Origin of the sequence: Mesorhizobium sp. CA15 (assembly GCF_020165215.1) — a bacterium.
GTDB lineage: Bacteria > Pseudomonadota > Alphaproteobacteria > Rhizobiales > Rhizobiaceae > Mesorhizobium.
In genome coordinates this window covers 1-25,529 of record NZ_JAIUHQ010000031.1, presented here as the reverse complement: position 1 = coordinate 25,529, position 25,529 = coordinate 1, and the positions used below count along the sequence as shown (strand labels likewise).

The window sequence follows — 25,529 nt, the reverse complement described above, 5'->3', positions numbered from 1 at the left end:
CCGCGGCGCCCATCACTTCGTCATCCACGGGCGGAGCAAGGAGCGAAGCGACGCGGCGCAGACCCGAGGATCCATTCCGTGACCTCGGAGCGCCGCTACCGTCCAGAATTCTGCACCGCTGCACCCACGGCAAAAGTAACGGAATGGATCCTCGGGTCTCCGCGTCCGCTTCGCTCCCGCTCCGCCCGTGGATGACGAAGTGATGGGCGCCGCGGCCAATCTCCAAGGTCAGCAAAAACAACACGGCGGACAAGTTGGCCCCACATACGGGTCCACCTGCTAAGCCATTTTGTCGGCGCTACCCCTTCGGCTTCAGCCCATCCAGGAACAGCTGCTCCAGAAACCGCGCTGCGTCCTCGAAACGGCCGTCGCCGCCGCGGTCGGCGCCGAGCACGGCGCGGACCTGAACGTCGAAATCGGCATAGTGCTGCGTCGTCGCCCAGATCGAGAAGATCAGGTGCCAGGGATCGGTGCGGGCGATCTTGCCGGCGCGCATCCAGCCCTTGATGACGGCGGCCTTCTCCTCGACCAGCGTCTTCAGCTCGCCCTCCAGCATCGGCTTGATGCGCGGCGCGCCCTGCAGGATCTCGTTGGCGAACAGCCGGCTTTCGCGCGGAAAATCGCGCGCCATCTCCAGCTTCCTGCGGATGTAGCTTCTGAGCTCCGTCAGCGGATCGCCGATGTCGTCAAGCTCGCGCAGCGGCGCCAGCCAGGTGTCGAGCAGACGCTGCATCAACGTCTCGTGAATGTCCTCCTTGCGGCGGAAGTAATAGAGAAGGTTGGGCTTCGACATGCCGGCGGCTTCGGCGATCTGGTCGATGGTCGAGCCGCGAAACCCGTTGGCGGAGAAGACTTCGAGCGCGGCTTCCAGGATCAGCTCGCGCTTTTCCTGCTGGATGCGGGTGCGGCGGGGAGCGGAGCCTTCCATCGCCGCCGTCATCCTGGCCGGCCGTCTTCGCGCCGGCTCTCTGGACCAATTGTCTGGACCAGTTTTTCCTTGGGCTGTGGAGCGCGCTTTTTATGCCGCATTTCCGCTAGTAATCCCCTGACCGCCGACAGGCGGTGCTAACGTTTGTCCAACCGGTCAAAAATTTGCGTAGCACGAAAACGCAGCAAAGACCAAGCGTTGGCCGCACCGAAACACGCTTACAAGGGGAAGTCCTGGTCATGTCCAACCGGCTGAAAGTCACGCCGAACGATCTCAGCGCATTCTGGATGCCGTTCACGGCAAACCGGCAGTTCAAGCAGGCGCCGCGCATGTTCGTGTCCGCCAAGGACATGCACTACACCACCAGTGACGGCCGTAAGGTGCTCGACGGCACCGCGGGCCTATGGTGCGTGAACGCCGGCCACTGCCGGCCGAAGATCACCGAGGCGATCCAGAACCAGGCTGCCGAGCTCGACTACGCGCCGGCTTTCCAGATGGGCCATCCGATCGTGTTCGAGCTGGCGAACCGGCTGGTCGATATCGCCCCCAAGGGCATGGACCATGTTTTCTTCACCAATTCCGGATCGGAATCGGTGGACACCGCGCTCAAGATGGCGATCGCCTATCACCGCGTTCGCGGCGAGGGCTCGCGCACCCGTCTGATCGGCCGCGAGCGCGGCTATCACGGCGTCAATTTCGGCGGCATCTCGGTCGGCGGCATCGTCTCCAACCGCAAGATGTTCGGCACACTGCTCGGCGGCGTCGACCACCTGCCGCACACGCATCTGCCGGAGAAGAACGCCTTTTCGAAGGGCGTGCCGGAGCATGGCGCGGAATTGGCGAACGACCTCGAGCGGTTGATTGCGCTGCATGACGCCTCGACCATCGCGGCCGTCATCGTCGAGCCGGTCGCCGGCTCCACCGGCGTCATCCTGCCGCCGAAGGGCTATCTGCAGAAGCTTCGGGAAATTTGCACGAAGCACGGCATATTGTTGATTTTCGATGAAGTGATCACCGGCTTCGGCCGCCTCGGCACGCCGTTCGCGGCGGACTATTTCGGGGTCACGCCGGACATCATGACCACCGCCAAGGGCGTCTCCAACGGCGTCATCCCGATGGGCGCGGTGTTCGTCAAGAAGGAGATCCACGACGCCTTCATGACCGGCCCGGAGCACATGATCGAGTTCTTCCATGGCTACACTTATTCGGGCAACCCGATCGCCTGCGCCGCGGCGCTCGGCACGCTGGACACCTACAAGGAAGAAGGCCTTTTGACCCGCGGCGAGGAACTGGCGCCCTACTGGGAGGACGCGCTGCATTCGCTCAAGGGCGAGCCGCATGTCATCGACATCCGCAACATCGGCCTGATCGGCGCGATCGAGCTGGCGCCGATCGCCGGCAGCCCGACCAAGCGGGCCTTCTCGGCCTTCGTCAAGGCGTTCGAACGCGGCGCGCTGATCCGCACCACCGGCGACATCATCGCGCTGTCACCGCCGCTGATCATCAGCAAGGGCCAGATCAACGAAATCATCGACCATGTTCGCGATGTGCTGAGGTCGATCGACTAGGAAGCTCCGGGAATGGTCTCTGCCAAGCGCGAAGCGGCTTTGGAAAAGGAAAGGCAGTCTCTCGAGGCTGCCTATTCCGCTGCCTTGCTGGTTGCGCTTCGCGACTGCGCGGATGGCAGATGGGGACTGTTCGGCCAGAACGAAGGAACGCTTCCCGCCTCTCTTGAAAGCCGGTATTTGCCGGAAAGTGCAAAGCGGCTCGCCGCGATAGGCGGCGAGCTTGTCGCGGTTCGGGAAGAAATGGGTTTTGTCGACCTGTTTGCGCCCATGCAACGACTGGCTGAACTGAGGACGGAACGCGGACCTAATCGGCCAGGGGAACCTCGGCTGGCGCAGATGTTTCTTGATGAGTTGAAAGCCTAGCGCGGCACGAAACGATCAGTTAAGGCGGCAACGTTGCCGCAATGAGCAGCCAGAGTCAGGCAGGCAGCGCGCCAATGCCGGTCAGAATCACCCGCTTGATGTTTTCCTTGGCTTCCCGCCATTGCCGATCCGACAGCGACTTGCCGCCGTTCAGCGTTTCGATCTGGTGGCCGAAATCGGCGTAATGCTGGGTCGTGGCCCAGAGCATGTAGAGGAGATGACGCGGGTCGACCGGGTCCATCTTGCCCTCCTCGATCCAGCGCCTGATGATCTCGACGCGACCGTCGGTCCATTCGCGCAGCGTCGATTCCATATAGTCCTGAAGCACGGGCGCGCCGTGCATGACTTCCGAGGCCCAGACCTTCGAGCCGTCCGGGTGGCGACGCGATATTTCCATCTTGGCGTCGATATAGGCGCTGATGCCGTCTACCGGGCCGCGCGCCGCGTCGAAGCAATTGGCCGCCTGCAGCCAGATCTCGAAAATGTTCTGGACGACGGACCGGTAGAGCTCTTCCTTGGTGGCGAAATAGTAGTGGAGATTTGCCTTTGGCAGTCCCGCCAGATCGGCGATCAGCTGCATCGTGGCGCCGCCGAACCCGGCTTCCGCAAACACCTTTTCGGCGGCGAGCAGAATTGCTTTTTCATTCTCCCGCCTTATGTCCTGTCGCCGCATGGGACGGGTGGATTCGCTCATGTCTCCCCCAAGATTCTCGTTGACCGCTTGGTCAGCTTGTGTAGTCTGAAAGCTGACCATACGGTCAGGATGCAAACCACTCAAGGGGCGACAAGACCCCTGGTGAAAATGGGAACTGCAAATGGCCGCACCCGGCGAAAATCTGCGCGTGAATTCAGATCGCTTGTGGGACTCCATCATGGAGATGGCGAAGATCGGCCCCGGCATTGCCGGCGGCAACAATCGCCAGACCGTGACCGACGAGGACGGCGAGGGCCGCCATCTGTTCAAGCGCTGGTGCGAGGCCGCGGGGCTCGAAATGGGCCTCGACGAGATGGGCACGATGTTTGCCCGCCGCGAGGGCACCGATCCCAGCCTGCCGCCCGTCTATGTCGGCAGCCACCTCGACACGCAGCCGACCGGCGGCAAGTATGACGGCGTGCTCGGCGTGCTGGGCGGACTGGAAGTCGTGCGCTCGCTCAACGATCTCGGCATCAAGACCAGGCATCCGATCGTCGTCACCAACTGGACCAACGAGGAAGGCGCGCGCTTCGCCCCGGCGATGATGGCGTCCGGCGTGTTCGCCGGCGTGCTCGACCAGGCCGATGTCTACCAGCATGTCGACAAGGACGGCAAAAAGTTCGGCGAGGAGCTCGAACGCATCGGCTGGAAAGGCACCGAGAAGGTTGGCGACCGCAAGATCCACGCCTTCTTCGAACTGCATATCGAGCAAGGGCCGATCCTCGAGGACGAGGGTATCGATATCGGCGTCGTGACCCACGGCCAGGGCCTGAAATGGCTGCAGGTGACGCTGACCGGCAAGGAAGCGCATACCGGCTCGACGCCGATGCCGAAGCGCCGCAATGCCGGGCTCGGCATGGCGCGGGTAATCGAGCTGGTGCACGAGATCGCCATGGATTACCAGCCCGACGCCGTCGGCGCGGTCGGCCACATGCAGGCCTATCCGAACTCGCGCAACATCATCGCCGGCCGCACGGTCTTCACGATCGACATCCGCTCGCCGGAAAAGGAAGTGCTCGATGCCATGGATAGCCGCATCCGCGAGGGCATCGACACGATCTGCGACGCGCTCGATATCAAATACGAGATCGAGCAGGTCGGCCATTTCGACCCGGTCACCTTCGACAAGAATTGCGTCAAGGCGATCCGCGATGCCGCGGAGAGGCTGGGCTACACGCACCGCAACATCGTTTCCGGCGCCGGCCACGACGCCTGCTGGATCAACCGCGTCGCGCCGACCGCGATGGTGATGTGCCCCTGCGTCGACGGGCTCAGCCACAACGAGGCCGAGGAGATCACCAAGGAATGGGCGGCGGCGGGCGCCGATGTGCTGTTCCATGCCGTGGTCGAGACCGCGGGAATCGTCGAATGACCGAATAGACCAATTGCCTCGCAACGCCGCTCGCAAAGAAGCGCGAAAGAACAGGGGAACAGAGAATGACCAAAGTCATCCGGAACGGCACTGTCGTCACGGCCGATCGCACGTGGAAGGCCGACGTGCTGATGCAGCATGGCAAGATCGTCGCCATCGGCTCCAACCTGCACGGCGACCATGAGTTCGACGCCACGGGCTGCTATGTCATGCCGGGCGGCATCGATCCGCACACCCATCTCGAAATGCCCTTCATGGGCACTTATTCGGCGGACGATTTCGAATCCGGCACGCGCGCCGCGCTCTCCGGCGGCACGACGATGGTGGTCGATTTCTGCCTGCCGGCGCCGCAGCAATCGCTGCTGGAAGCGCTGCAGATGTGGGACAACAAGACCTCGAAAGCGTCCTGCGATTATTCCTTCCACATGGCGATCACCTGGTGGGGCAAGCAGGTGTTCGAGGAGATGGCTCAAGTCGTCGACCGGGGCATCACCTCGTTCAAGCATTTCATGGCCTATAAGGGCGCGCTGATGGTGGATGACGACGAGATGTATTCGTCGTTCCAGCGCTGCGCCGATCTCGGCGCGCTGCCGCTGGTCCATGCCGAGAATGGCGACGTGGTCGCAGCGCTCTCGCAAAAGCTTTTAGCCGCCGGCAACAATGGTCCGGAAGGCCATGCCTATTCGCGTCCGCCGGAAGTGGAGGGCGAGGCGACAAACCGCGCCATCATGATCGCCGATATGGCGGGCGTGCCGCTTTATGTTGTGCATGTCTCCTGCGAGCAGAGCCACGAGGCGATCCGCCGCGCCCGGCAGAAGGGCATGCGGGTGTTCGGCGAGCCATTGATCCAGCATCTGACGCTCGACGAGACCGAGTATTTCAACAAGGACTGGGACCATGCAGCGCGCCGGGTGATGAGCCCGCCTTTCCGCAGCAAGTGGCACCAGGATTCGCTGTGGGCCGGCTTGCAGGCCGGCTCGCTGCAGGTCGTGGCGACCGATCACTGCTCTTTCACCACCAGCCAAAAGCGCAACGGCATCGGCGACTTCACCAAGATCCCGAACGGCACCGGCGGGCTCGAGGACCGCTTGCCGGTTCTATGGACGAGAGGCGTCAACACCGGGCGGTTGACGATGAACGAGTTCGTCGCGGTGACTTCGACCAACATCGCCAAGATCCTCAACATGTATCCGAAGAAGGGCGCGATCGTCGAAGGCGCCGACGCCGACATCGTCGTCTGGGATCCGAAGCGCAAGAAGACGATCTCGGCCAAGAACCAGCAGTCGGTGATCGACTACAACGTCTTCGAAGGCGTCGAGGTGACCGGCCTGCCGCGCTTCGTCTTCTCGCGCGGCGAGCTGTCGATCGAGGAAGCGGAGGTGAAGGCCAAGACCGGTCATGGCGAGTTCGTCGCCCGCGAGCCGAACGCCGCGGTCAACCGGGCGCTGTCGACCTGGAAGGAGATTTCCGCGCCGCGCAAGGTCGAGCGAACCGGCATTCCGGCTACCGGGGTCTGACCATGCGGGCTCTTCATCTTGCGATCACGGCGGCCGTGATACTTGCCGCCGGCCAGGCTCTTGCCGCCGGCATCGACCTCAGCAAGCCCTATGGCGACAAATATGGCTGCATCAACCGGAACGGCCAGCAGGTCGCTGCCGACAAGATGCTGCTTTTGACCGACAAGGAACTGATCACGGCGGCCAGCGCCTGCACCTTCAGCGACCGCCAAACGCAGGCCGATGGATCGCTGGTGGTGACGGCAAAATGCGAGGCTGAAGGCGAAGAGGGACAGCCGACCAGGTTCACCATCAAGCGCAGCGTGAAGAATGCGAAGAAGCTGGTGGTCGCTGACGAAGACGGCAATGTGATGGGCGAAGTCGCGCGATGCAAATGACGGTCATCCCGTCAGGGTCAAGCGACGAGGCCATCCAGTTCCGGCAGCAGCACGACGCTTTCCTGCTCGTTGGGATCGGTGCGGGCGATGACCGCGGAGGAGGGCGCCCCGCTCAGATTGGCGGGCAGATGCGGCACGCCCGCCGGAATGTAGAAGAGGTCGCCGGCCTTGACGACGATGTGATGCTCGAGCCGGTCGCCGTACCAGGTGTGGACTTCGCCGGAGAGCACGTAGATGGCCGTCTCGTGGCTTTCATGCATGTGCGCCTTGGCGCGCGCGCCGGGCGGCATGGTGAGAAGATGCATGCAGATGCCGGAGGAACCGACGGTTTCGGCGGCGATACCGGCGAAATAGCTCAGCCCCTGCTTGCCTTGATAGGTGCTTTCGGGGCGAACGAGACGACAGGTGGGTTTAGGCGACATCGGCAAGGCTCCGGGCGGCGTCGATCGGGTGGGACAGGACGAGTGGAAAGCAACGCTATCATAAAATCAACCGGATTGCGGACAGCGCGGCAGCGGCTGCGAAAGGCAGGCTGCAGCCAATGACCGAACAGCCGCCAGCCGTCGTCTCGGCAAGCAAGCTCGGCCTCACCTTCCAGACCAATGACGGTCCGGTGCAGGCGCTGTCCAATGTCGATCTGACCATCGGCAAGGGCGAATTCGTCTCCTTCATCGGCCCGTCCGGCTGCGGCAAGACCACCTTGCTGCGCGTCATCGCCGATCTGGAGAAGGCGACCGCCGGGGCGATCTCCGTCAACGGCATGACGCCGGAGCAGGCGCGCGAGAAACGCGCCTATGGCTATGTCTTCCAGGCGGCGGCCTTGTTCCCGTGGCGCACGATCGAGCGCAACGTGGCGTTGCCGCTGGAGATCATCGGCCTCAGCCAAGTCGAGCAGGCGGAGCGCATCAAGCGCACGATGGAGTTGGTCAACCTTTCCGGCTTCGAGAAGAAATACCCCTGGCAGCTTTCCGGCGGCATGCAGCAGCGCGCCTCGATCGCGCGTGCTCTCGCCTTCGATGCGGACCTGCTCTTGATGGACGAGCCGTTCGGCGCGCTTGACGAGATCGTGCGCGACCATCTGAACGAGCAGCTGCTCGATCTCTGGGCGCGGACCAACAAGACGATCTGCTTCGTCACCCATTCGATACCCGAGGCGGTCTATCTGTCGACGCGCATTGTCGTGATGTCGCCGCGGCCAGGCCGCGTCACCGACATCATCGAATCGACGCTGCCGAGAGAGCGGCCGCTCGACATCCGCGAGACGCCTGAATTCCTGGCGATCGCCGCACGGGTGCGGGATGGCTTGAGGGCAGGGCATAGCTATGATGATTGAGGGGCGGGAGGATGAGCTCTCTCCTCTCCCCACCGGGGAGAGGGTGGCCGCGCAGCGGCCGGGTGAGGGGACGGCCACTCGCGCCTTCGTCATCCTAGGGCGTAGCGACGCGAAGCGGAGCGCAGACCCTCGGATCCGTTCCGTGACGCTGGTCGAAGGGCGTAAGCGGCTCAGAATACCCGACGAGCAGAGCGCGGCGCAGGGAGCTGTATTCTGGAACGTTGCGGAGCTCAGAAGTAACGGAATGGATCCTAGGGTCTGCGCCGCGTCGCTTCGCTCCTTGCTCCGCCCTAGGATGACGAAAAATACCCGCGCCGCAGCACTCCAGTCGAACGTGCCCGGCCTTCGCTTCGCTCCGGCCACCCTCTCCCCGTGGGGGAGAGGAGAAGGGCAGCGCTAGATGGACACCTTCCGCTCGAAAATCATCCCCGTCACCAGCATCCTCGCCGGCGTGGTGGTGCTCTGGTATGTCTTCGCCGTCATCCTCAACGCGCCGTTCCAGCGCGATCTCGACCGCCGTGCCAATGAGACGCCGGGTATCGTCGAATTCATCGGCAAGACGCTGGCGCAGCCGAAGCCGACGCTGCCGGCGCCGCATCAGGTGGCGGTGAATTTCTTCGAAAATACCTTCCTGCGGTCCGTCACGTCGAACCGCAGCCTGGTCTATAATGCCTGGGTGACGCTGTCCTCGACGCTGCTCGGCTTCGCCTTCGGCACGGCGCTTGGCATCGTCATTGCAGTGGGTATCGTGCATGTGGCGACGCTCGACCGCAGCCTGATGCCGTGGATCATTGCTTCGCAGACCATTCCGATCCTGGCGGTGGCGCCGATGATCATCGTAGTGCTGGCCGCGATCGGCATCACCGGGCTGATCCCCAAGGCGCTGATCTCGACCTATCTGTCGTTCTTTCCGGTCGCCGTCGGCATGGTGAAGGGCCTGCGCTCACCCGAGATCATGCATCTCGACCTGATGCATACGTATAACGCCAGCGCCTCGCAGACCTTCTGGAAGCTCAGGGTGCCGGCTTCGGTGCCGTTCCTGTTCACCTCGATGAAGGTGGCGGTGGCGGCAAGCCTCGTCGGCGCCATCGTCGGCGAATTGCCGACGGGTGCGGTCGCCGGCATCGGCGCCAAGCTGCTCGCCGGCGCGTACTACAGTCAGACCATCGACATCTGGTCGGCGCTGGTCGCGGGGTCCGTCGTCGCGGCGCTGCTGGTGATGGTGGTGGGCATCGCCGGACGCCTGGTCGACCGCGCCATGGGCGGGAGGCCGGCATGAGTGCCGACAAGTACAGTTGGCAGGCAAACCTGGCCGTCCTGCTGGCGATCCCCCCGATCATAGTGTTCGTTTTCAACATCGGCGTACCGGGTCTCGCCTGGCCCTACGGCAGCTCTTCGGGCGGACTTGCGATCGCCCTGGTTGCGCTGCCGGTTTGGATTGCAGGTCGCCTCCCTAAGCTGTGGGAAGCAGCGCTGCTTTTTATCTGCGCCCATGGCGCTGCGTTTCTGCTGCTGGGCAGCATTCGCGGTCACGAAGGTACGGCAGGACCTGCTTATTACCTTGTGCTCGCCTCTGCATGGTTGCTCGCCTGGCGCTGTGTTGCGGTCTTGTCTGAGCAGCGCCCAGATGCACGCCTGATGTCGACGGCGCTGCGCTTGATTGTCCCGGCAATCTTCGGCGCTTGGATCCTGATCATCTGGGAAGCGGTGACGCGCGGCGCCGGCATCCCCTTCATTCTTTTGCCGCCGCCGAGCGCCATTGGCGCGCGCATCGCCAACTCGCTGCCGATCCTGGGATCGGATGTGCGGCAGACGATCTTCAAGGCGGTGCTCATCGGCTATGTCGTCGGCAATCTCGCCGGCTTCACCGTCGCTATCCTCGCCGACCGTGTGCCGTTCCTGCGGCGCGGCCTGCTGCCGATCGGCAATATGGTTTCGGCGCTGCCGATCATCGGCGTGGCGCCGATCATGGTCATGTGGTTTGGCTTCGACTGGCCGTCCAAGGCCGCGGTCGTCATCATCATGACCTTCTTCCCGATGCTGGTGAATACGGTGGCGGGCCTTGCCGCATCCGGGCATATGGAGCGCGACCTGATGCGCACTTATGCATCGGGCTATTGGCCGACCTTGCTCAAGCTCAGGCTGCCGGCGGCCATGCCGTTCATCTTCAACGCGCTGAAGATCAACTCGACGCTGGCGCTGATCGGCGCCATCGTCGCGGAGTTCTTCGGAACGCCAGTGGTCGGCATGGGATTCCGCATCTCGACGGAAGTCGGGCGGATGAACATCGACATGGTGTGGGCCGAAATCGCAGTTGCAGCACTGGCGGGTTCGGTCTTTTATGGCGTGGTCGCTCTCATCGAGAGAGCCGTCACGTTTTGGCATCCCTCTGTCCGAGGTGGATAGGGGCGGTGGGTTTGGGTGCTAACTTCAGAGGGTAATAAGATGAAAAGACTGCTGATTTCTGCTCTGGCCGGCGCCATGTCGCTGGCCGCCTTCCAGGCGATGGCCGCCGACAAGGTGACACTGCAACTGAAATGGGTCACGCAGGCCCAGTTCGCCGGCTATTATGTCGCCAAGGCCAAGGGCTTCTATAACGCCGAAGGCCTCGACGTCGACATCAAGCCGGGCGGCCCGGACATCGCGCCCGAGCAGGTGATCGCCGGCGGCGGCGCCGACGTCATCGTCGACTGGATGGGCGGCGCGCTCGCGGCCCGCGACAAAGGCGTGATGCTCGTCAACATCGCCCAGCCGTTCAAGAAGGCGGGCATGGAACTGGTCTGCCCCAAGAACGGCCCGATCAAGACGGAAGCCGACTTCAAGGGTCATACGCTGGGCGTCTGGTTCTTCGGCAACGAATATCCGTTCTACGCCTGGATGAACAAGATCGGCCTCAAGACCGATGGCGGCCCCGACGGCGTGACCGTGCTCAAGCAGAGTTTTGACGTGCAGCCGCTGATCCAGAAGCAGGCCGACTGCATCTCGGTGATGACCTATAATGAATACGGTCAGGTGCTGGACGCCGGCTACAAGCCGGAAGACCTGGTCGTGTTCAACTACTCCGCGATGGGCAACGACCTTCTGGAGGACGGGCTCTACACGCTCGAGGACAAGCTCAAGGATCCGGCCTTCGAGGACAAGATGGTGCGCTTCGTGCGCGCCTCGATGAAGGGCTGGAAATACGCCACGGAGAACACCGACGAGGCGGCCGAGATCGTCGTGGACGCCGGCGGCCAGGACGAGAACCACCAGAAGTTCATGATGAAGGAAGTGGCCAAGCTGGTCGACAATGCCGACGGCAAGCTGATCCCGGCCGCTTACGAGCGCACCGCCAAGGCGCTGCTGGACCAGAAGATCATCAGCAAGGAGGCGAGCGGCGCCTACACGACCGCGATCACCGACAAGGCGATCAAGTAAGGTCCGCTCTCAGCGCGGAAGTTGGAAAGGGGCGGGCGACCGCCCCTTTCTCGTTGCCCCGCGGTAAAATAACCGTGTGCGCCGGGATACATCGGGCCGCTCAGCCGTTGATTGGCGCATCCGCGCGTCGGGGAGCCGCGAAGGATGCTGCAATCAACGGAGGTTCTTCATGCGCATCCTATCCGTGCCGATGCTTTCGGCCTTGGCCGTTTCGACCGCCTTCCTTCTTGCATCGCCGGCCATGGCCGAGATGGTGAAGTACAAGGCGACGCTCGACGGCAGTCAGCAGAGTCCGCCCGTCACCACCAAGGGCAAGGGAACCGCCACACTCACCTTCGACACCACCAGCAAGAAGCTCAGCTGGAACGTCAAATATTCCGGCCTCAGCGGGCCTGCCGTGGCCGCCCACATCCACGGCCCGGCAGATATGGGCGCAAACGCGGACCCGGTCATCCCGTTCAAGAAGCTGAAGAGCCCGATCAAGGGATCGGCGACGTTGACCGACGCGCAGGCAGCCGATCTGGAAGCCGGCAAATACTACGTCAACGTCCACACCGCCAAGAACAAGGACGGTGAGATCCGCGGCCAGATCGAGAAGGCGATGTAAAGACGCAAAAGGGGCGGTTCACCGCCGCTTTTGTCGTGCAGCCGGCAGAAAGGCAGCAGGCTGCCTTACGCCTTGTTGCGGATCTGCGTCAGCGTGCGGGTCGGCGTGATCGCTTCGGGATCGAGCTTGATCTCGACGAGCGCCGGCTTGCCGCTGGCGCGCGCGCGCTCGAAGGCCGGCGCGAAGTCGGCGGTTTTTTCCACCGTCTCGCCATGGCCGCCATAGGCGCGGGCGAGCGCCGCGAAGTCAGGGTTCTTGAGGGTGGTGGCGACGACGCGGCTTGGATATTCCCGCTCCTGATGCATGCGGATCGTGCCGTAAATGCCGTTGTTGACGACGATCACGACGATCGGCAGGTCATACTGGACAGCCGTCGCGAACTCCTGGCCGTTCATCAGGAAGCAGCCGTCGCCGGCGAAGGCGACCACGGTGCAATCCGGGAACAGCGACTTGGCGGCGACCGCGGCCGGCGTGCCGTAGCCCATCGAGCCGGACGTGGGCGCCGCCTGCGTGCCGAAGCGGCGCGAGCGGTAGAAGCGATGCACCCAGGTGGCATAGTTGCCGGCGCCGTTGGTGAGGATGGCATCTTCCGGCAGAACCTTTCCGAGGTAGTCCATGATCGGGCCCATCTGGACCGCGCCCGGGCCGGTCTGCGGCGGCGTCGACCATTCGAGATAGGTGGCGTGCGCCTTTTCTGCCTCGCCCGCCCAGGTGGGCTTGGCGGCGGGCTTGTGCCTGGCGAAGGCCTCGACGAAGGCGGCGGGCGAAGCGTTGATGGCCAGCGCCGGCCGGTAGACGCGACCGAGCTCGCCGGCATCGGCATGGACATGCACCAGCGCCTGGTCGGGGTAGGGGCTCTTCAGCAGCGTGTAGTCGGAAGACGGCATCTCGCCAAGGCGGCCGCCGATCAAAAGCACGACGTCGGCCTGCTTGATCCGCTCCGCCAGCTTGGGATTGATGCCGATGCCGACATCGCCGGCGTAATTCGGATGGAGATGGTCGAACAGCATCTGGCGCCGGAAGGAGCAGCCGACCGGCAGCGACCAGGCCTCGGCGATCTGCCGCATATGCGCCACCGCTTCCTCGTTCCAGCGCGTGCCGCCGAGGATGACGAAGGGACGCTTGGCATTGCTCAGCAACATCTCCAGCGCGTCTAGCTCGGCTTCACCGGGACGCGTCTCGACCGGCGTGTGCGGCAGCGCTTCCGGAGCCTCGACCTCGTCGGTCAGCATGTCCTCCGGCAGCGAGATGACCACCGGGCCGGGGCGGCCGGAGGTTGCGACGGCGAAGGCACGGGTCACGAATTCCGGAATGCGCGCGGCGTCGTCGATCTCGACCACCCATTTGGCGATGTCGCCGAAGAAGCGCTTGTAATCGACCTCCTGGAAGGCCTCGCGCTCCTTGGCGTGGCTGGCGACCTGGCCGATGAACAGGATCATCGGCACAGAATCCTGCATGGCGATGTGGACGCCGGCCGAAGCATTGGTGGCGCCGGGGCCGCGGGTGACGAAGCAGATGCCGGGCTTGCCGGTCAGCCGACCCTGGCAGTCGGCCATCATCGCAGCACCCCCTTCCTGGCGGCATACGATGGTGCGGATCGAAGAGTCGTGCAGCGCGTCGAGGACGGCGAGATAGGATTCGCCCGGAACGCAGAAGATGCGGTCGGTGCCGTTCGCTTCGAGCGCCTCGACGATCAGTTGTCCGCCGGTTTTCATTTTGCTGCTCTCTCCAGTTCGGCAAGGATTTCTTGCGTGTGCTCGCCAAGGCGCGGCGAGGGGCGTTCATAGACGAGCGGCGTGCCCGACATCACCATCGGCGCGCGCACCGAGGGCAGGCGGTTGCCATGGCCGTCGTCGAGATCGAGCCGCATGCCGCGCGCGATCGTCTGCGGATCGTCGAACATCTGGCCAATCGTGTTGATCGGGCTTGCCGGCACGCCGGCGGCCTCGAGCTTCGCCAACAGCGGATCGCGGTCCCAGGTGCTCAGCGTCGCGATAATCAGCTCGCGCAGCTTCACCCGGTTGGCGACGCGGGCGGGGTTGGTGGCGAAATCCGGATTGGCGGGCAGATCGGTCAGCCCGACCGCCGCGCAGAACTTGCCGAACTGGCCGTCATTGCCGACTGCCAGGATGATGTGGCCGTCCCTGACCGGCAGCACCTCGTAAGGGGCGATGTTCATATGCGCATTGCCCATCTGCACCGGCGACTTGCCGGAAATCAGATAGTTGAGGTTCTGGTTGCCGAGCGCCGAGATCTGGCTGTCGAAGAGCGCCATGTCGATATGCTGGCCCTCACCGGTCTTTTCGGCGTGGCGCAGTGCCGCCTGGATGGCGATCACCGAATAGAGGCCGGTGAAGAGATCCGAGATGGCGACGCCGGCCTTCTGCGGCTCGCGGCCGGGCTCGCCCGTGATCGACATCATGCCGGCCATGGCCTGGATGATGAAATCGTAGCCGGCGCGCGGCGCGTAGGGACCGTCCTGGCCAAAGCCGGTGATCGAGCAATAGACGAGGCGCGGATTGATCGCCTTCAGGCTCTCGTAGTCGAGGCCGTATTTCTTCAGGCCGCCGAGCTTGAAGTTCTCGATCAGCACGTCGCCGGTGGCGACCAGCTTGCGCAGCGTCTCGGCACCGTCGGGCTTGGAGAAATCGACGGCGATGGAACGCTTGCCGCGATTGCAGGAGTGGTAATAGGCGGCCGACAGGTTCTCGCCGTCATGGCTCATGACGAAGGGCGGACCCCATTTGCGGGTATCGTCGCCGCCATCGGGGCTCTCGACCTTGATGACATCGGCGCCGAGATCGGCGAGCAATTGCCCGGCCCAGGGACCGGCCAGGATGCGGGCGAGCTCGATAACGCGGATGCCTTTCAGCGGAGGTTCGGCCATGGATCACCGTAATGGGTCGGAAACGCAGGCTCTATCAACAGCAGCCGTGCCTGTCACGGCCCTTGCAGTGGGCCAAGCCGGATCAGGATTTCAGCACGCTGTCCGCCCAAGCGACGAAATCATTCATGACGGCATCGCGGTTGATCTCGTTCAGGCTTTCATGGCGGGTTTCCGGGTAAACCTTTGAAACCAGGTTCGAAAAGCCCATTGCCTGCATGCGCGTTGCCAGGTGATGGACCGCCTTGCCATAATTCGACGCAGGGTCCTTCTCGCCGCCGATGAGATTGAAAGGAAGGTCGCGGCGGACGCCGGTGAAGCTGGAATCCTTGCCGGCGTGCAGCGCCATGTCGACTACGTCGCGCCACATCGAGACCGACGCATCCCAGCCGCAGAGCGGGTCGGCGATATATTTGTCGACCTCGACCGGGTCGCGCGACAGCCAGTCGAACGGGGTCCGGTGATTTGGCACCGCCTTGCCCCAAGCCTGGAAGGTGAGCTTGGGCAGAAGCCGCGACGGAACGTCGGAGCCGAGCCGCATCCGCTCCCAGCCTAGAATGCCAAGCGCCAGTTGCCCGAGCCGGCCTTGCGAGAAATTGCCGTTCCAGATCGCGGCGGCATGGACACGCCCGGAATGGCGCAGGACAAAGTTCAGCGCCACCGAGGCGCCCAGGGAATGTCCGAAGACGATCACCGGCAAGCCCGGATGCTCGGCCGCGATCAGGTCGTGCACGGCCTCGACATCGGCGATCACCTTGGCGATGCCGTCGGTGTCGGCGAATTTGCCGAGCGGCGCGTCGGGCGCCTTTGTCGCACCATGGCCGCGATGGTCATGGGCATAGACGTGGAATCCGCGCGGCGCGAGATAATCGGCAAAGCGGGCATAACGCGCCGCGTGCTCGGCCAGGCCATGGTTGATCTGGACCACGGCGCGTGGCTTCGCCTCCGCGTGTTTCACATAGAGGTTGAGGTCGGCCCCGGTCGGTGAGGCGAGCCTGGTCTTTCTGTCGAATGGCATGTGTCGCTCCCTCGGCGACTGTTGGGCGCGGCGTTTGCCGGCGTCAAGAGGATGAGCGCGCTTGCGAACGTGCCAATGGGAAGCGCTCAGCTGGGGATTGTTTTTTCGAGCGGCGAAAAAGATCGCAATTCTGACACGTCGACTGTTCTAGTGTGACGTATCCAATACGGTTCAATGATCGCCGGGAGAGCGGGATGCGGGTTTGGGCATTATGGGGTTCGATGGTGCTGGCTCTGGCCGGCGCCGGGGTGGCGCATGCCGACGTGAAGATGAGCGGCACGTTCGTTGCCGACAGCGCCTGCCCGGCGACGCAGGCCATCAAGAGCGGCAAGAACCCCGGCAACATCTCGACCGAGACAGGCAAGAGCTACGACCTTCTTGCCGGCAACAAGGACGAGCCCACGCACTACCTTATCCAGGTGCCGGGCGCCGACCCAGAGCGGCGCTGGGTGAAGATCAGCTGCGGCCACGTCAACGGCGGCAGCGCGCAGATGACCCCGGCGCCTGCCGGCCAGGCCAAACCGTCGCCGTCAGCCTCGGGAAAACCCGAATATGTCTTTGCGCTGAGCTGGCAGCCGGCTTTCTGCGAGACCAAGGCGAGCAAGCCCGAATGCAAGGCACAGAGCCCGAGCGAGTTCGATGCCTCGCACTTCACGCTGCATGGGCTGTGGCCGCAGCCGAACGGCAATTTCTATTGCCAGGTCTCGGCGAACGACAAGGCCAATGATAATCCGGCGCATTGGGGAGACCTGCCGCCGGTCGATCTCGACGCAAAGACGCGTGCCGAGCTCGACCAGGTGATGCCGGGCACGGCATCCAGGCTCGAGCGCCACGAATGGATCAAGCACGGCACCTGCTACGGCAAGAACCAGCAGGACTATTTCTCAGACGCGCTGAACCTGATGCGGGCGGTGAACGCCTCGGCGGTGCGCGATCTGTTCAACAAGAACATCGGCAAGCAGCTGACGTCGGATGCGATCCGCGGCGCCTTCAACCAGGCTTTCGGTCCCGGCGCCGGGGATCGCGTACGCGTGTCCTGTCTGGTCGACCCGTCGAGCGGCAGGCGTATGATCGGCGAGATCACGCTCGGCCTGTCCGGTCCGATCGGCCCGGACAGCAAGCTGGCCGATCTCCTGATGGCGTCGGCGCCGACAGCCAAGGCCGGTTGCCCGAAGGGCACGGTCGACGCGATCGGTTTTCAATAGGCGAGAATTTTGGTCAGCCCGTTCTTTGTCAGGCTGATCGGGAGGCCGTCTGCAGGATGATAGCCTCGCTGCCAGGTTCGCCGACCACGCGGTCGCGGCCGCTCAACTTCGCCTTGTAGAGGCGCTGGTCGGCCAGCGCGAAAATGTCGGCAAGACAGCGCGTCGTCTCGCTGACGGTGGAGACGCCGGCACTCACGGTGATGTTGTAGCGGCCGGTATGCCCCGAGGTCTTCGTGGCGTTCCTGATGGTCTCGCCGAGCAGCCTGGCCGGCGCGTGCGACTGTTGCGTCAGCACGGCGAATTCCTCGCCGCCGATGCGGAACACCTGATCGTTGCCGCCGACGGTCTCGGCCAGCAGGGCAGCCATCGATTTCAGCACCTTGTCGCCCTCGGCATGACCGAAGCTGTCGTTGATCGACTTGAAATGGTCGACGTCGACAATGAGCAGGCTGAGCGGCTTGCCCATCCTGATGGCGGACGACACCGCGGACTCGCCGTCGGCATCGAAACTGCCGCGATGCAGCAGGCCGGTGAGGCCGTCGCGGCCGACATATTTGATCAGCGCTTCGTAGCGTTCGCGATAGGTGAGGGCGTCGAAAATGTCGGAGAGGCCGCGCGGCACGGCGACATCGTGGTCTTCGACCCATTTCAGATAGGCGACGAGCATGCCGCTATAGGCAAGCGCGGCGCCCATCTTGGCGAACCAGCCGCCGAAGAAGACCTCGAGCGGCGCGCCGGCGACGAAATGCAGCGCGGTGAAGAAGCCGGCCTGATCGAAGGTGAGCACGCAGGCGACCGATGCGAGGATGCGCATGAATGGCCTGGCGCGCAGATAGCTGCCGAGCTTCTCGTAGAGCAGGATGATCAGGATGGAGTCGACGAAGAGCAGCGAGGTGCCCCAGACCATCAGCCAACCCATCTCGTCGATGAAGGCGATATCGGGAAGCTTGCCGCTTGGAAGTGGAGCGATCGCGTGCAGGCGCAGGACCAGCACCAGCCCGATCATCACGGCGTTGCCAAGCAGCAGGCCGTAGATCGGCTGGCGAACCGTCGCCGCGTCTTCCTTCATGTAGAGCAGAAGCAGCATGACGAGCTTGCCGGAGAAGAGCACGGCGGAGCCCGGCGACACCAGCCCGAACGGCAGCGCGACATAGAAGACGCTGGCAAGGTAGGTTTCGAGGAAATGCATGACGCCGAGCGCGCAGATGAACACGCCAAGCCCGATGCGGCGCCGGAAACGGAAAAGCGTGACCATGGCGCCGAAATAGAGAACCGCTTCGGCAAGGAGCAGGGCACCGTTCAGCACGTCGTCGATCCGATCCTTCCCCGAAACCGCAGCATGGCCGCGATTTCCCAACCTAACATCGTTTTGAAGGCGAATGGTTAAGCTCTGATTTCGCACGATCGCGAGAGCGGCGAAAAAGCCCTGAGTGAATTTGGGCACCGCAAACCGGCGAATCCGCGCGGATTGGCGCGCTTCGCGCCGAAAGCGATTGCCGTTCGGCGCTTCATCGCCTACATAGCGCCCAACCCTCATCCACCTTGACACTTCAGTTTCCAGGGAGAGCGCGCGTGGCTCGCCAGTTCATCTATCACATGTCCGGCCTGTCGAAGGCCTACGGCACCAAGAAGGTGCTCGATAACGTTCACCTGTCCTTCTATCCGGATGCCAAGATCGGCATTCTCGGCCCCAACGGCTCGGGTAAGTCGACGATCCTGCGCATCATGGCCGGGCTCGACAAGGAGTTCCAGGGCGAGGCGTGGCTGGCCGAGGGCGCCACCGTCGGTTACCTGGCGCAGGAGCCGCAGCTCGATAACACCAAGACCGTACGCGAGAACGTCATGGACGGCGTCGCCAGGAAGACCGCCATCATCGAGCGCTACAACGAGCTGATGATGAACTATTCCGACGAGACGGCGGACGAGTCGGCCAAGCTCCAGGACGAGATGGACCGGCTCAATCTTTGGGACCTGGAGCAGCAGGTCGAAATGGCGATGGACGCGCTGCAGTGTCCACCGCCTGACTCCGAAGTGACCAACCTGTCGGGCGGCGAGCGCCGCCGCGTGGCGCTGTGCCGGCTGCTGCTCGAACAGCCCGACCTCTTGCTGCTCGACGAGCCGACCAACCATCTCGACGCCGAGACCACGCAATGGCTGGAAAAGCACCTGCGCGACTATCCGGGCTCGGTGCTGATCATCACCCACGACCGCTACTTCCTGGACAACGTGACCGGCTGGATCCTCGAGCTCGATCGCGGCCGCGGCATCCCTTACGAGGGCAATTACACCAAATATCTCGACGCCAAGGCCAAGCGCCTGATCCAAGAAGGCCGCGAGGACGACGCCCGCCAGAAGTCGATCTGGCGCGAGCGCGAGTGGATCCAGTCCTCGCCCAAGGCGCGCCAGACCAAGTCCAAGGCGCGTATCAAGGCCTATGAGGAACTTGTCGAGCAGTCGCAGAACCGCAAGCCGACCGACACGCAGATCGTCATCCCGTCGAGCGAGCGCCTCGGCAATCTCGTCATCGAGGTCGAAGGCCTCAACAAGGGCTTCGGCGACGAGCTTCTGATCGAGAACCTGTCGTTCAAGCTGCCGCCGGGCGGCATCGTCGGCGTCATCGGCCCGAACGGCGCCGGCAAGACGACGCTGTTCAAGATGATCACCGGCCAGGAAACGCCGGATGCCGGCTCGATCCGCAAGGGCGAGACGGTGCGGCTCGGCTATGTCGACCAGAGCCGCGACGCGCTCGATGCGAACAAGACCGTGTGGGAAGAGATCTCCGGCGGCGCCGAAGTCATCAAGCTCGGCAAGCACGAGGTCAACAGCCGTGCCTATTGCTCGTCCTTCAACTTCCGCGGCGGCGACCAGCAGCAGATGGTCGGCAACCTGTCGGGCGGCCAGCGCAACCGCGTCCACCTGGCCAAGATGCTGAAGGGTGGCGGCAACGTGCTTCTGCTCGACGAACCGACCAACGACCTCGACACCGAGACGCTGGGCGCGCTGGAAGACGCGCTGGAAGCCTATGCCGGCTGCGCCGTCATCATCAGCCACGACCGCATGTTCCTCGACCGCATGGCCACCCACATGCTCGCCTTCGAAGGCGACGCTCATGTCGAATGGTTCGAAGGCAATTTCGAGGAATATGAGAAGGACAAGCTGCGCCGCCTGGGCGCCGAAGCGGCGACTCCGCACCGCATGACCCACAAGCGCCTGACGCGGTAAAACATGGCGCTTTTCGATCGTCTTTCAGCCAAAGGATTTCAGGTCGAATTTCATTCGCATGCCGAGGCGATTGTTTCGGTCGATTTTCCTGATGCCGTGGCGGAATTGGAAGATGTGCTCCTTGCCGCGTCGATCCCGATTGAGGAGATTATTGCTGGAGGCGGCGGCGAAACGAAGAATACCCAGCGGCTACGACGCGGATTGGCAGCCGCTGGTTGGTTGACGACGACCTTCACCATTGAAAAAGTGATCAATGGAGTCGGTAAAGAAGCGATTTCTCACAAAATGGACCACGTTCGACGCCTCCCTCAGCGGAACGGATCGGACGCGGTAGTAGCGCTTGAAATCGAATGGAATAACAAAGACCCATTTTTTGATCGAGACCTTGAGAATTTCAAACGGCTGCATGCCGAAGGGGCTATTTCTGTCGGTATAATAGTTACGCGCGGGAGATCACTGCATGACAACATGCTCGATCTGGTTCTGCGGTTTTTCGATGAGCGGCAAATACAATCCTTTGATGATTTGCTGCGGTGGGGATACGATCCGACTGCGCGCCAACGCGCCGCAATAATGAAACGTATAGAACGTTCGAAGAATCCCGTGACTTTTAGGGAGGCGTTCGCGAACAAATTTGTGGCCGATAAATTCGGCGAAGCCACCACTCATTGGCGAAAACTGGACGACCGCATTTCCCGAGGAGTGGGCAACCCTTGTCCTATCGTGACAATTGGGCTGCCAGATTCGATCGTCAGCTTCGGAGAAGATCCTTCAAGTCTTCAGCCGATAATCGATGCCGTCGGCGATGAATGATCAGCTATCATTCAGCAGGCTCTGCCGCTGAGTTGTAGGCGTATGTCTTCCAAGTCGGCTTGTAGTCCTCGTCCGCTTGGTTGCCCCAATAGGTCCACTTCGGCCTGGTGCCGCGGGCAAAAAGCTCAAGATACGGGCCTTTCGAGCAGCTCTCAATCAATTCGTACTGCTCGTCGGGCTTCCGCGAATGCTCGCGCTTGCGCGATGAGAGATAATTGACCTGGCTGCGTCCAGGGGCTTCCGTGCGCGCGTTTTTTCCGCGCACGCCGAACAGCAAAAGCTCCGTCACGTTGCGAAAGTAGAATCCGACGCCTCGACCGTCGGAGCCGCCGTCTTTGCGCACCTTGTGCCAAACAATGTTCGATTTGTATTCGAATCCCCAGCTGCGCATGACCGCTAGGCCATCCGGCAAAAGCGCGTTGGGGACCCAAAGATAGAGGTGCGCAGGTTGTAAGGTTAGCTCTGCCACGGGAAGGGCGCAGATGTCGTCGGTTGTCATTGTCTCGTAGCGAGACAACCGACGATGCTCAGGAGCAACTTTTCCAGTGCGGTTTGTAAAACGCCATGGCGGATCGGCCAGCACCGTGTGAAAGCGCTTGCCGGCTGTCCTTTTTGCCAAATCGATGGCTGCATTCATCGCTTCGGCGTTCACCGTGGCCCCCTGGGAAATGCTATAGAACAAAAGAGGAACTTTTCCCTTCTGTCAAGACTGACACGATTCGTGTCGATATGTCTGGCACATTGTGCAGTTTTCGACATATGCGTATCCGGCCGTCCTGCGGGGCAACAAAGAGGTTCCGATGTCCAAGGCTGACTGGTCCGCCGCCCAATATCTGAAGTTCGAGGATGAGCGCACGCGACCCGCGCGCGATCTCGTGGCGCAGGTGCCGGTCGATTTTCCGCGCCGCGTCGTCGATATCGGCTGCGGTCCCGGCAACTCGACCGAGCTTCTGGTCGAGCGTTGGCCGGATGCCGAGGTGCTTGGTTTCGATACTTCGCCCGACATGATCGAGAAGGCGCGGGCGCGGCTGCCGAACGTCAATTTCGAGCTGGCGGATGCCGCCGGATGGCGGCCCGAGCATCCCGTCGACGTCATCTTCGCCAACGCCGTCTTCCAATGGCTGCCGGAGCATCCGGCGGTGTTCCAGCGGCTGATGGGATTGCTGGCGCCCGGCGGCGCCCTCGCCATCCAGATGCCCGACAATCTCGGCGAGCCTTCGCACCAGCTGATGCGCGAGACCGCGGCGGAAGTGACGTTTGCGGGCAAGCTCGAGGGCGCGGCGCGCCCGCCGCTGCCGCCGGTGTCCTTCTACTACGATCTTCTGTCGCCGCTCGCCGACCGGCTCGACATCTGGCACACCATCTACAACCATCCGCTGGCCGATGCCGAGGCGATCGTCGAATGGGTCAAGTCGACGGGCCTGAAGCCCTTCCTCGATCCGCTCGATGCGGATGAGAAGAAGCTGTTCCTCGACAGCTACACCGCCAAGATCGCCAAAGCCTATCCGAAAACGGCTACCGGCAAGGTGCTGCTGCGCTTCCCGCGCATCTTCATCGTGGCCAAGCGCGCTTGAGCATCCACCACCTGAATGCCAGCGGTGGTTGTCGAATTAAGCTGGAATAAACCGGGCAAATGCGACAAGTGTAGCGCCTCGCCTCGGCACAACTTGGCGCCCCCTCGGACGGATTGGACATGCATCGCGTCATCATCAGCGGCATCGGCGCCGAAATCCCTGAACCCGTCATCACCAATGAAGAGCTGGTCGCAAGCTTCAACAGCTGGGTCGATACCGAGAATGCGCGCCGCGCCGACACCGGCGAGCCGCTCTTGCAGAAATCGGACAGCGACTTCATCGTGCATGCCTCCGGCGTGAGAAGCCGCCATGTGATCGAGCGCGAGGGTATTCTCGACCCGACCCGCATGTCGCCGCGCATTCCGGCGCGGCCCGACGACGCGCTGTCGCTGGAGGCGGAGTTCGGCCTCGCCTCTGCCAGGAAGGCGCTTGCCCATGCCGGGGTCGACGGGTCGGACATCGACCTGGTGATCTGCTCGGCCTCGCACCATCAGCGGCCCTATCCGGCCATCGCCATCGAGATGCAGGAGGCGCTGGGAACCAGGGGCGCCGGCTTCGACATGGGGCTTGGCTGCTCTTCCGCCGCGGCGGCGCTGCATGTCGCGGTCAATCTGGTGAGAGCAGGGGCGCACAAGCGCATCCTGGTGTCGACGCCGGAGATCATCACCGGGCATCTCAACTTCCGCGACCGGCAGACGCATTTCATCTTCGGCGACGCCTCGGTCGCCATGGTCGTCGAGGGACTGGCGCAGGGTGAGAAGCGGCCGGGGCGCTTCGAGGTGCTCGACACGCGCACCTGGACGCAGATGTCGAACAACATCCGCACCAATCTCGGCTACTACACGCGCACCGCCCAGGACGATCCCTACATGATCAACCTGGAAGGCAACCTCATCAAGCAGGTCGGCAACAAGGTGTTCAAGGAAGTCACCGTCGCCGGCCAGAAATTCATCGTCGAGTTCCTGGCCGAGCACGGGCTGACGCCGGCAGGCATCCGCCGCTTCTGGCTTCATCAGGCCAATGCGCGCATGAATGCGATGATCCTGAAACTGTCCTTTGGCCACGACGTCGACCATGACCGCGCGCCGATGGTGCTGGAGCGGCTCGGCAACACCGCCGGCGCCGGCGCGATCGTGGCGCTGTCGGAGAACCATGCCGACATGAAGGCCGGCGATTTCGGCCTGATCTGCGCCTTCGGCGCCGGCTATTCGATCGGCGGTGCGCTGCTCAGGATGCTTTAAGCCGGCGCGAAGGGCACCAGCATCGGCACGCGCCTGGCGTAGTCGTCATAGGCCGGGCCAAGCTCGCCGCGCAGGAAGCTCTCTTCCAGCCGCGCCTTGACGACGACGCCGACGAGCAGCAGCGCGGCGCCGGCGATGCCCCAGACCGTGCCCTTGACGGCCATGGTCGCCAGGACGGACAGCAGCAGTCCGGTGTAGATCGGGTGGCGGACCAGGCCATAGGGGCCGGTATCGACGACGCGATGATCAGCCTTGGCGGTGACGTTTGCCGACCACAGCCGGCCGAGATGCAGGCGCGCCCACCAGGCGAAGGCGATGCCGATGGCGATCAGGGCGACGCAGATCCAGGCTTCGGCAAGCGTCGGCGTCCACAGCCGCAGCCTGCCGGCATAGCCGTGCGCCGGCACGAACAGCAGGATGGTGCCGGCGAGCCAAAGGACCCGATAACGCGCCTCCGACTTGAGATCGGCGCGCTTTTGCGCTGGGTCTGCCCAGCCAGCGGCAAGGATCCAGGATACCACCCAGAACAGCCAAAGCGCCGCTACAGCGTGTCCGACCTGCATGATCGAGCCTCCTCCCTCCCGATATAGCGCGCATCGTTTATGACGGCCGCACGGCGGCAATGCGACGCGTGTGCAGCGGGGCGGCGTTTTCTGGTAATAACGTCGTGATCGCCATCAAACGATGTGATCGGATCATCAGCGCTTTCGACTGGACCGCCTTTTCAGCGGCCTTTAGACCAGCGGCATGCAGGAAACGAACCTAGAGCTTTTTCCAGCGGCCGAACCGACAATCGACATCGTGCCCGGCCGCAAGCTGACGGCAAAGGCGGCGGCGCTCTATGCCGCTCCGCACGACCATTTCGAGACGAGGGCGGTGGAGGAACTGCGGCTCGGCTTCGACGGCATCGAGGGCGATTTCCATGCCGGCGCAACGCGGCGGTCGGGCGGGCGCGAGCCTTGGTATCCGCGCGGCACCGAAATGCGCAACGAGCGGCAATTGTCGCTTGTGGCCGCGGACGAGCTCGCCATCATCGCGCAACGCATGGCGATCGAGCAGATCAAGCCGGAGTGGATCGGCGCCAATCTTGTGGTCGAGGGCGTGCCGCATCTTTCGATGCTGCCGGCCGGCTCGCTGATGTTCTTCAAGGGCGGCGTGACGCTCAAGGTCGACGGCCAGAACAAGCCGTGCCGGTTCGCCGGGCAGTCGATCGCCGAGCATGTCGGCGCAGCGGATCAGGAGGCCACCGCGCTACTCTTCCCAAAGGAGGCGAAACGGCTGCGCGGCCTTGTCGCCTGGGTCGAGAAGCCGGGCGTCATAAGAGCTGGCGAAGAGATTCCATCCGGGTGCCCGAGCAGTGGATCTATCGGGCCTGAACAAAGAGGCCGCGCAGCCG

Annotated in this window: 24 protein-coding genes and 1 pseudogene; 16 read left to right on the top strand and 9 right to left on the bottom strand. The window is 63.2% G+C overall.

Annotated elements, in window-relative coordinates; translation table 11 throughout:
* Positions 1 to 298 precede the first annotated feature (298 nt).
* Positions 299 to 928, bottom strand: a complete 630-nt coding sequence (locus LB515_RS27500; protein WP_224709585.1) for a TetR family transcriptional regulator C-terminal domain-containing protein — start codon at positions 926 to 928, stop codon at positions 299 to 301.
* A 239-nt stretch (positions 929 to 1,167) separates the two neighbouring features.
* On the opposite strand from LB515_RS27500, the gene LB515_RS27495 reads away from it, so the two are divergent.
* The gene (locus tag LB515_RS27495) at positions 1,168 to 2,496 is read left to right on the top strand and encodes an aspartate aminotransferase family protein (protein WP_224709584.1); all 1,329 of its coding nucleotides are present in this window, start codon (positions 1,168 to 1,170) and stop codon (positions 2,494 to 2,496) included.
* A gap of 12 nt (positions 2,497 to 2,508) precedes the next feature.
* Entirely contained in the window at positions 2,509 to 2,859 is a 351-nt protein-coding gene (locus LB515_RS27490) for a hypothetical protein (RefSeq protein ID WP_224709583.1), read from the top strand.
* A 55-nt stretch (positions 2,860 to 2,914) separates the two neighbouring features.
* On the opposite strand, the gene LB515_RS27485 is transcribed toward LB515_RS27490, so the two are convergent.
* The gene (locus LB515_RS27485; protein WP_140530185.1) at positions 2,915 to 3,553 is read right to left on the bottom strand and encodes a TetR/AcrR family transcriptional regulator; all 639 of its coding nucleotides are present in this window, start codon (positions 3,551 to 3,553) and stop codon (positions 2,915 to 2,917) included.
* Between the two features lie 121 nt (positions 3,554 to 3,674).
* Here LB515_RS27485 and LB515_RS27480 point away from each other — a divergent pair, with 121 nt between their 5' ends.
* From LB515_RS27480 to LB515_RS27470, 3 genes are all read left to right on the top strand, one after another.
* Positions 3,675 to 4,925: a Zn-dependent hydrolase gene (locus LB515_RS27480; RefSeq protein WP_224709582.1), complete on the top strand. Its 1,251-nt coding sequence runs from the start codon at positions 3,675 to 3,677 to the stop codon at positions 4,923 to 4,925.
* Positions 4,926 to 4,990: 65 nt separating this feature from the next.
* Positions 4,991 to 6,442, top strand: a complete 1,452-nt coding sequence (gene hydA / locus LB515_RS27475) for a dihydropyrimidinase (RefSeq protein WP_224709581.1) — start codon at positions 4,991 to 4,993, stop codon at positions 6,440 to 6,442.
* 2 nt (positions 6,443 to 6,444) lie between these two features.
* Entirely contained in the window at positions 6,445 to 6,819 is a 375-nt protein-coding gene (locus LB515_RS27470) for a hypothetical protein (RefSeq protein WP_224602160.1), read from the top strand.
* 17 nt (positions 6,820 to 6,836) lie between these two features.
* Here LB515_RS27470 and LB515_RS27465 read toward each other — a convergent pair whose 3' ends face one another.
* Positions 6,837 to 7,241, bottom strand: a complete 405-nt coding sequence (locus LB515_RS27465) for a cupin domain-containing protein (protein WP_140699427.1) — start codon at positions 7,239 to 7,241, stop codon at positions 6,837 to 6,839.
* Positions 7,242 to 7,360: 119 nt separating this feature from the next.
* On the opposite strand from LB515_RS27465, the gene LB515_RS27460 reads away from it, so the two are divergent.
* The 5 genes from LB515_RS27460 to LB515_RS27440 all read left to right on the top strand — a co-directional run bounded on the left by LB515_RS27460 (position 7,361) and on the right by LB515_RS27440 (position 12,176).
* A complete protein-coding gene (locus LB515_RS27460) occupies positions 7,361 to 8,152 on the top strand; it encodes an ABC transporter ATP-binding protein (protein WP_095768956.1) in 792 nt (263 codons plus the stop codon).
* A gap of 400 nt (positions 8,153 to 8,552) precedes the next feature.
* On the top strand, positions 8,553 to 9,431 hold the full coding sequence (locus LB515_RS27455) for an ABC transporter permease (RefSeq protein WP_140545743.1): 879 nt from the start codon (positions 8,553 to 8,555) through the stop codon (positions 9,429 to 9,431).
* Positions 9,428 to 10,558: an ABC transporter permease gene (locus tag LB515_RS27450; protein ID WP_224709580.1), complete on the top strand. Its 1,131-nt coding sequence runs from the start codon at positions 9,428 to 9,430 to the stop codon at positions 10,556 to 10,558. Before LB515_RS27455 ends, LB515_RS27450 begins: the two co-directional genes overlap by 4 nt.
* Positions 10,559 to 10,597: 39 nt before the next feature.
* Positions 10,598 to 11,569, top strand: coding sequence for an ABC transporter substrate-binding protein (locus tag LB515_RS27445; RefSeq protein ID WP_224709579.1), 972 nt, complete (start codon positions 10,598 to 10,600; stop codon positions 11,567 to 11,569).
* 169 nt (positions 11,570 to 11,738) lie between these two features.
* Complete coding sequence (locus LB515_RS27440; protein WP_140839627.1) at positions 11,739 to 12,176, top strand: CHRD domain-containing protein; 438 nt, start codon at positions 11,739 to 11,741, stop codon at positions 12,174 to 12,176.
* Between the two features lie 65 nt (positions 12,177 to 12,241).
* Here the strand turns inward: LB515_RS27440 and LB515_RS27435 are convergent, their stop codons facing one another.
* From LB515_RS27435 to LB515_RS27425, 3 genes are all read right to left on the bottom strand, one after another.
* On the bottom strand, positions 12,242 to 13,891 hold the full coding sequence (locus LB515_RS27435; protein WP_224709578.1) for a thiamine pyrophosphate-binding protein: 1,650 nt from the start codon (positions 13,889 to 13,891) through the stop codon (positions 12,242 to 12,244).
* Positions 13,888 to 15,063, bottom strand: a complete 1,176-nt coding sequence (locus tag LB515_RS27430) for a CaiB/BaiF CoA transferase family protein (protein WP_224709577.1) — start codon at positions 15,061 to 15,063, stop codon at positions 13,888 to 13,890. Before LB515_RS27430 ends, LB515_RS27435 begins: the two co-directional genes overlap by 4 nt.
* Positions 15,064 to 15,145: 82 nt before the next feature.
* Positions 15,146 to 16,078 (bottom strand): alpha/beta fold hydrolase, encoded by a 933-nt coding sequence (locus LB515_RS27425; RefSeq protein WP_224709576.1) that lies wholly within the window; start codon positions 16,076 to 16,078, stop codon positions 15,146 to 15,148.
* A 194-nt stretch (positions 16,079 to 16,272) separates the two neighbouring features.
* Between LB515_RS27425 and LB515_RS27420 the strand changes: the two genes are divergently transcribed.
* Entirely contained in the window at positions 16,273 to 17,283 is a 1,011-nt protein-coding gene (locus LB515_RS27420) for a ribonuclease T2 family protein (RefSeq protein ID WP_224709575.1), read from the top strand.
* 28 nt (positions 17,284 to 17,311) lie between these two features.
* Here LB515_RS27420 and LB515_RS27415 read toward each other — a convergent pair whose 3' ends face one another.
* Entirely contained in the window at positions 17,312 to 18,589 is a 1,278-nt protein-coding gene (locus tag LB515_RS27415; RefSeq protein ID WP_224709574.1) for a sensor domain-containing diguanylate cyclase, read from the bottom strand.
* Between the two features lie 266 nt (positions 18,590 to 18,855).
* On the opposite strand from LB515_RS27415, the gene ettA reads away from it, so the two are divergent.
* Both ettA and LB515_RS27405 read left to right on the top strand, forming a co-directional pair.
* Positions 18,856 to 20,505, top strand: a complete 1,650-nt coding sequence (ettA, locus tag LB515_RS27410; RefSeq protein WP_224709573.1) for an energy-dependent translational throttle protein EttA — start codon at positions 18,856 to 18,858, stop codon at positions 20,503 to 20,505.
* Between the two features lie 3 nt (positions 20,506 to 20,508).
* The gene (locus LB515_RS27405) at positions 20,509 to 21,318 is read left to right on the top strand and encodes a BglII/BstYI family type II restriction endonuclease (protein WP_224709572.1); all 810 of its coding nucleotides are present in this window, start codon (positions 20,509 to 20,511) and stop codon (positions 21,316 to 21,318) included.
* Between the two features lie 7 nt (positions 21,319 to 21,325).
* Here the strand turns inward: LB515_RS27405 and LB515_RS27400 are convergent, their stop codons facing one another.
* Positions 21,326 to 21,970 carry an MT-A70 family methyltransferase gene (locus tag LB515_RS27400; protein ID WP_224709571.1) on the bottom strand — a complete coding sequence of 215 codons (645 nt, stop codon included), beginning with the start codon at positions 21,968 to 21,970 and terminating at the stop codon, positions 21,326 to 21,328.
* A gap of 148 nt (positions 21,971 to 22,118) precedes the next feature.
* Here LB515_RS27400 and tam point away from each other — a divergent pair, with 148 nt between their 5' ends.
* Both tam and LB515_RS27390 read left to right on the top strand, forming a co-directional pair.
* Positions 22,119 to 22,892: a trans-aconitate 2-methyltransferase gene (tam, locus tag LB515_RS27395; protein WP_224709570.1), complete on the top strand. Its 774-nt coding sequence runs from the start codon at positions 22,119 to 22,121 to the stop codon at positions 22,890 to 22,892.
* A gap of 119 nt (positions 22,893 to 23,011) precedes the next feature.
* The gene (locus LB515_RS27390) at positions 23,012 to 24,133 is read left to right on the top strand and encodes a beta-ketoacyl-ACP synthase III (protein ID WP_224709569.1); all 1,122 of its coding nucleotides are present in this window, start codon (positions 23,012 to 23,014) and stop codon (positions 24,131 to 24,133) included.
* Here LB515_RS27390 and LB515_RS27385 read toward each other — a convergent pair.
* Positions 24,130 to 24,696, bottom strand: coding sequence for a methyltransferase family protein (locus tag LB515_RS27385; RefSeq protein ID WP_095768968.1), 567 nt, complete (start codon positions 24,694 to 24,696; stop codon positions 24,130 to 24,132). The two genes, LB515_RS27390 and LB515_RS27385, sit on opposite strands and share 4 nt — an antisense overlap.
* A gap of 184 nt (positions 24,697 to 24,880) precedes the next feature.
* Between LB515_RS27385 and LB515_RS27380 the strand changes: the two are divergent.
* Positions 24,881 to 25,509: pseudogene (locus tag LB515_RS27380) on the top strand (MOSC domain-containing protein).
* Positions 25,510 to 25,529: the final 20 nt, after the last annotated feature.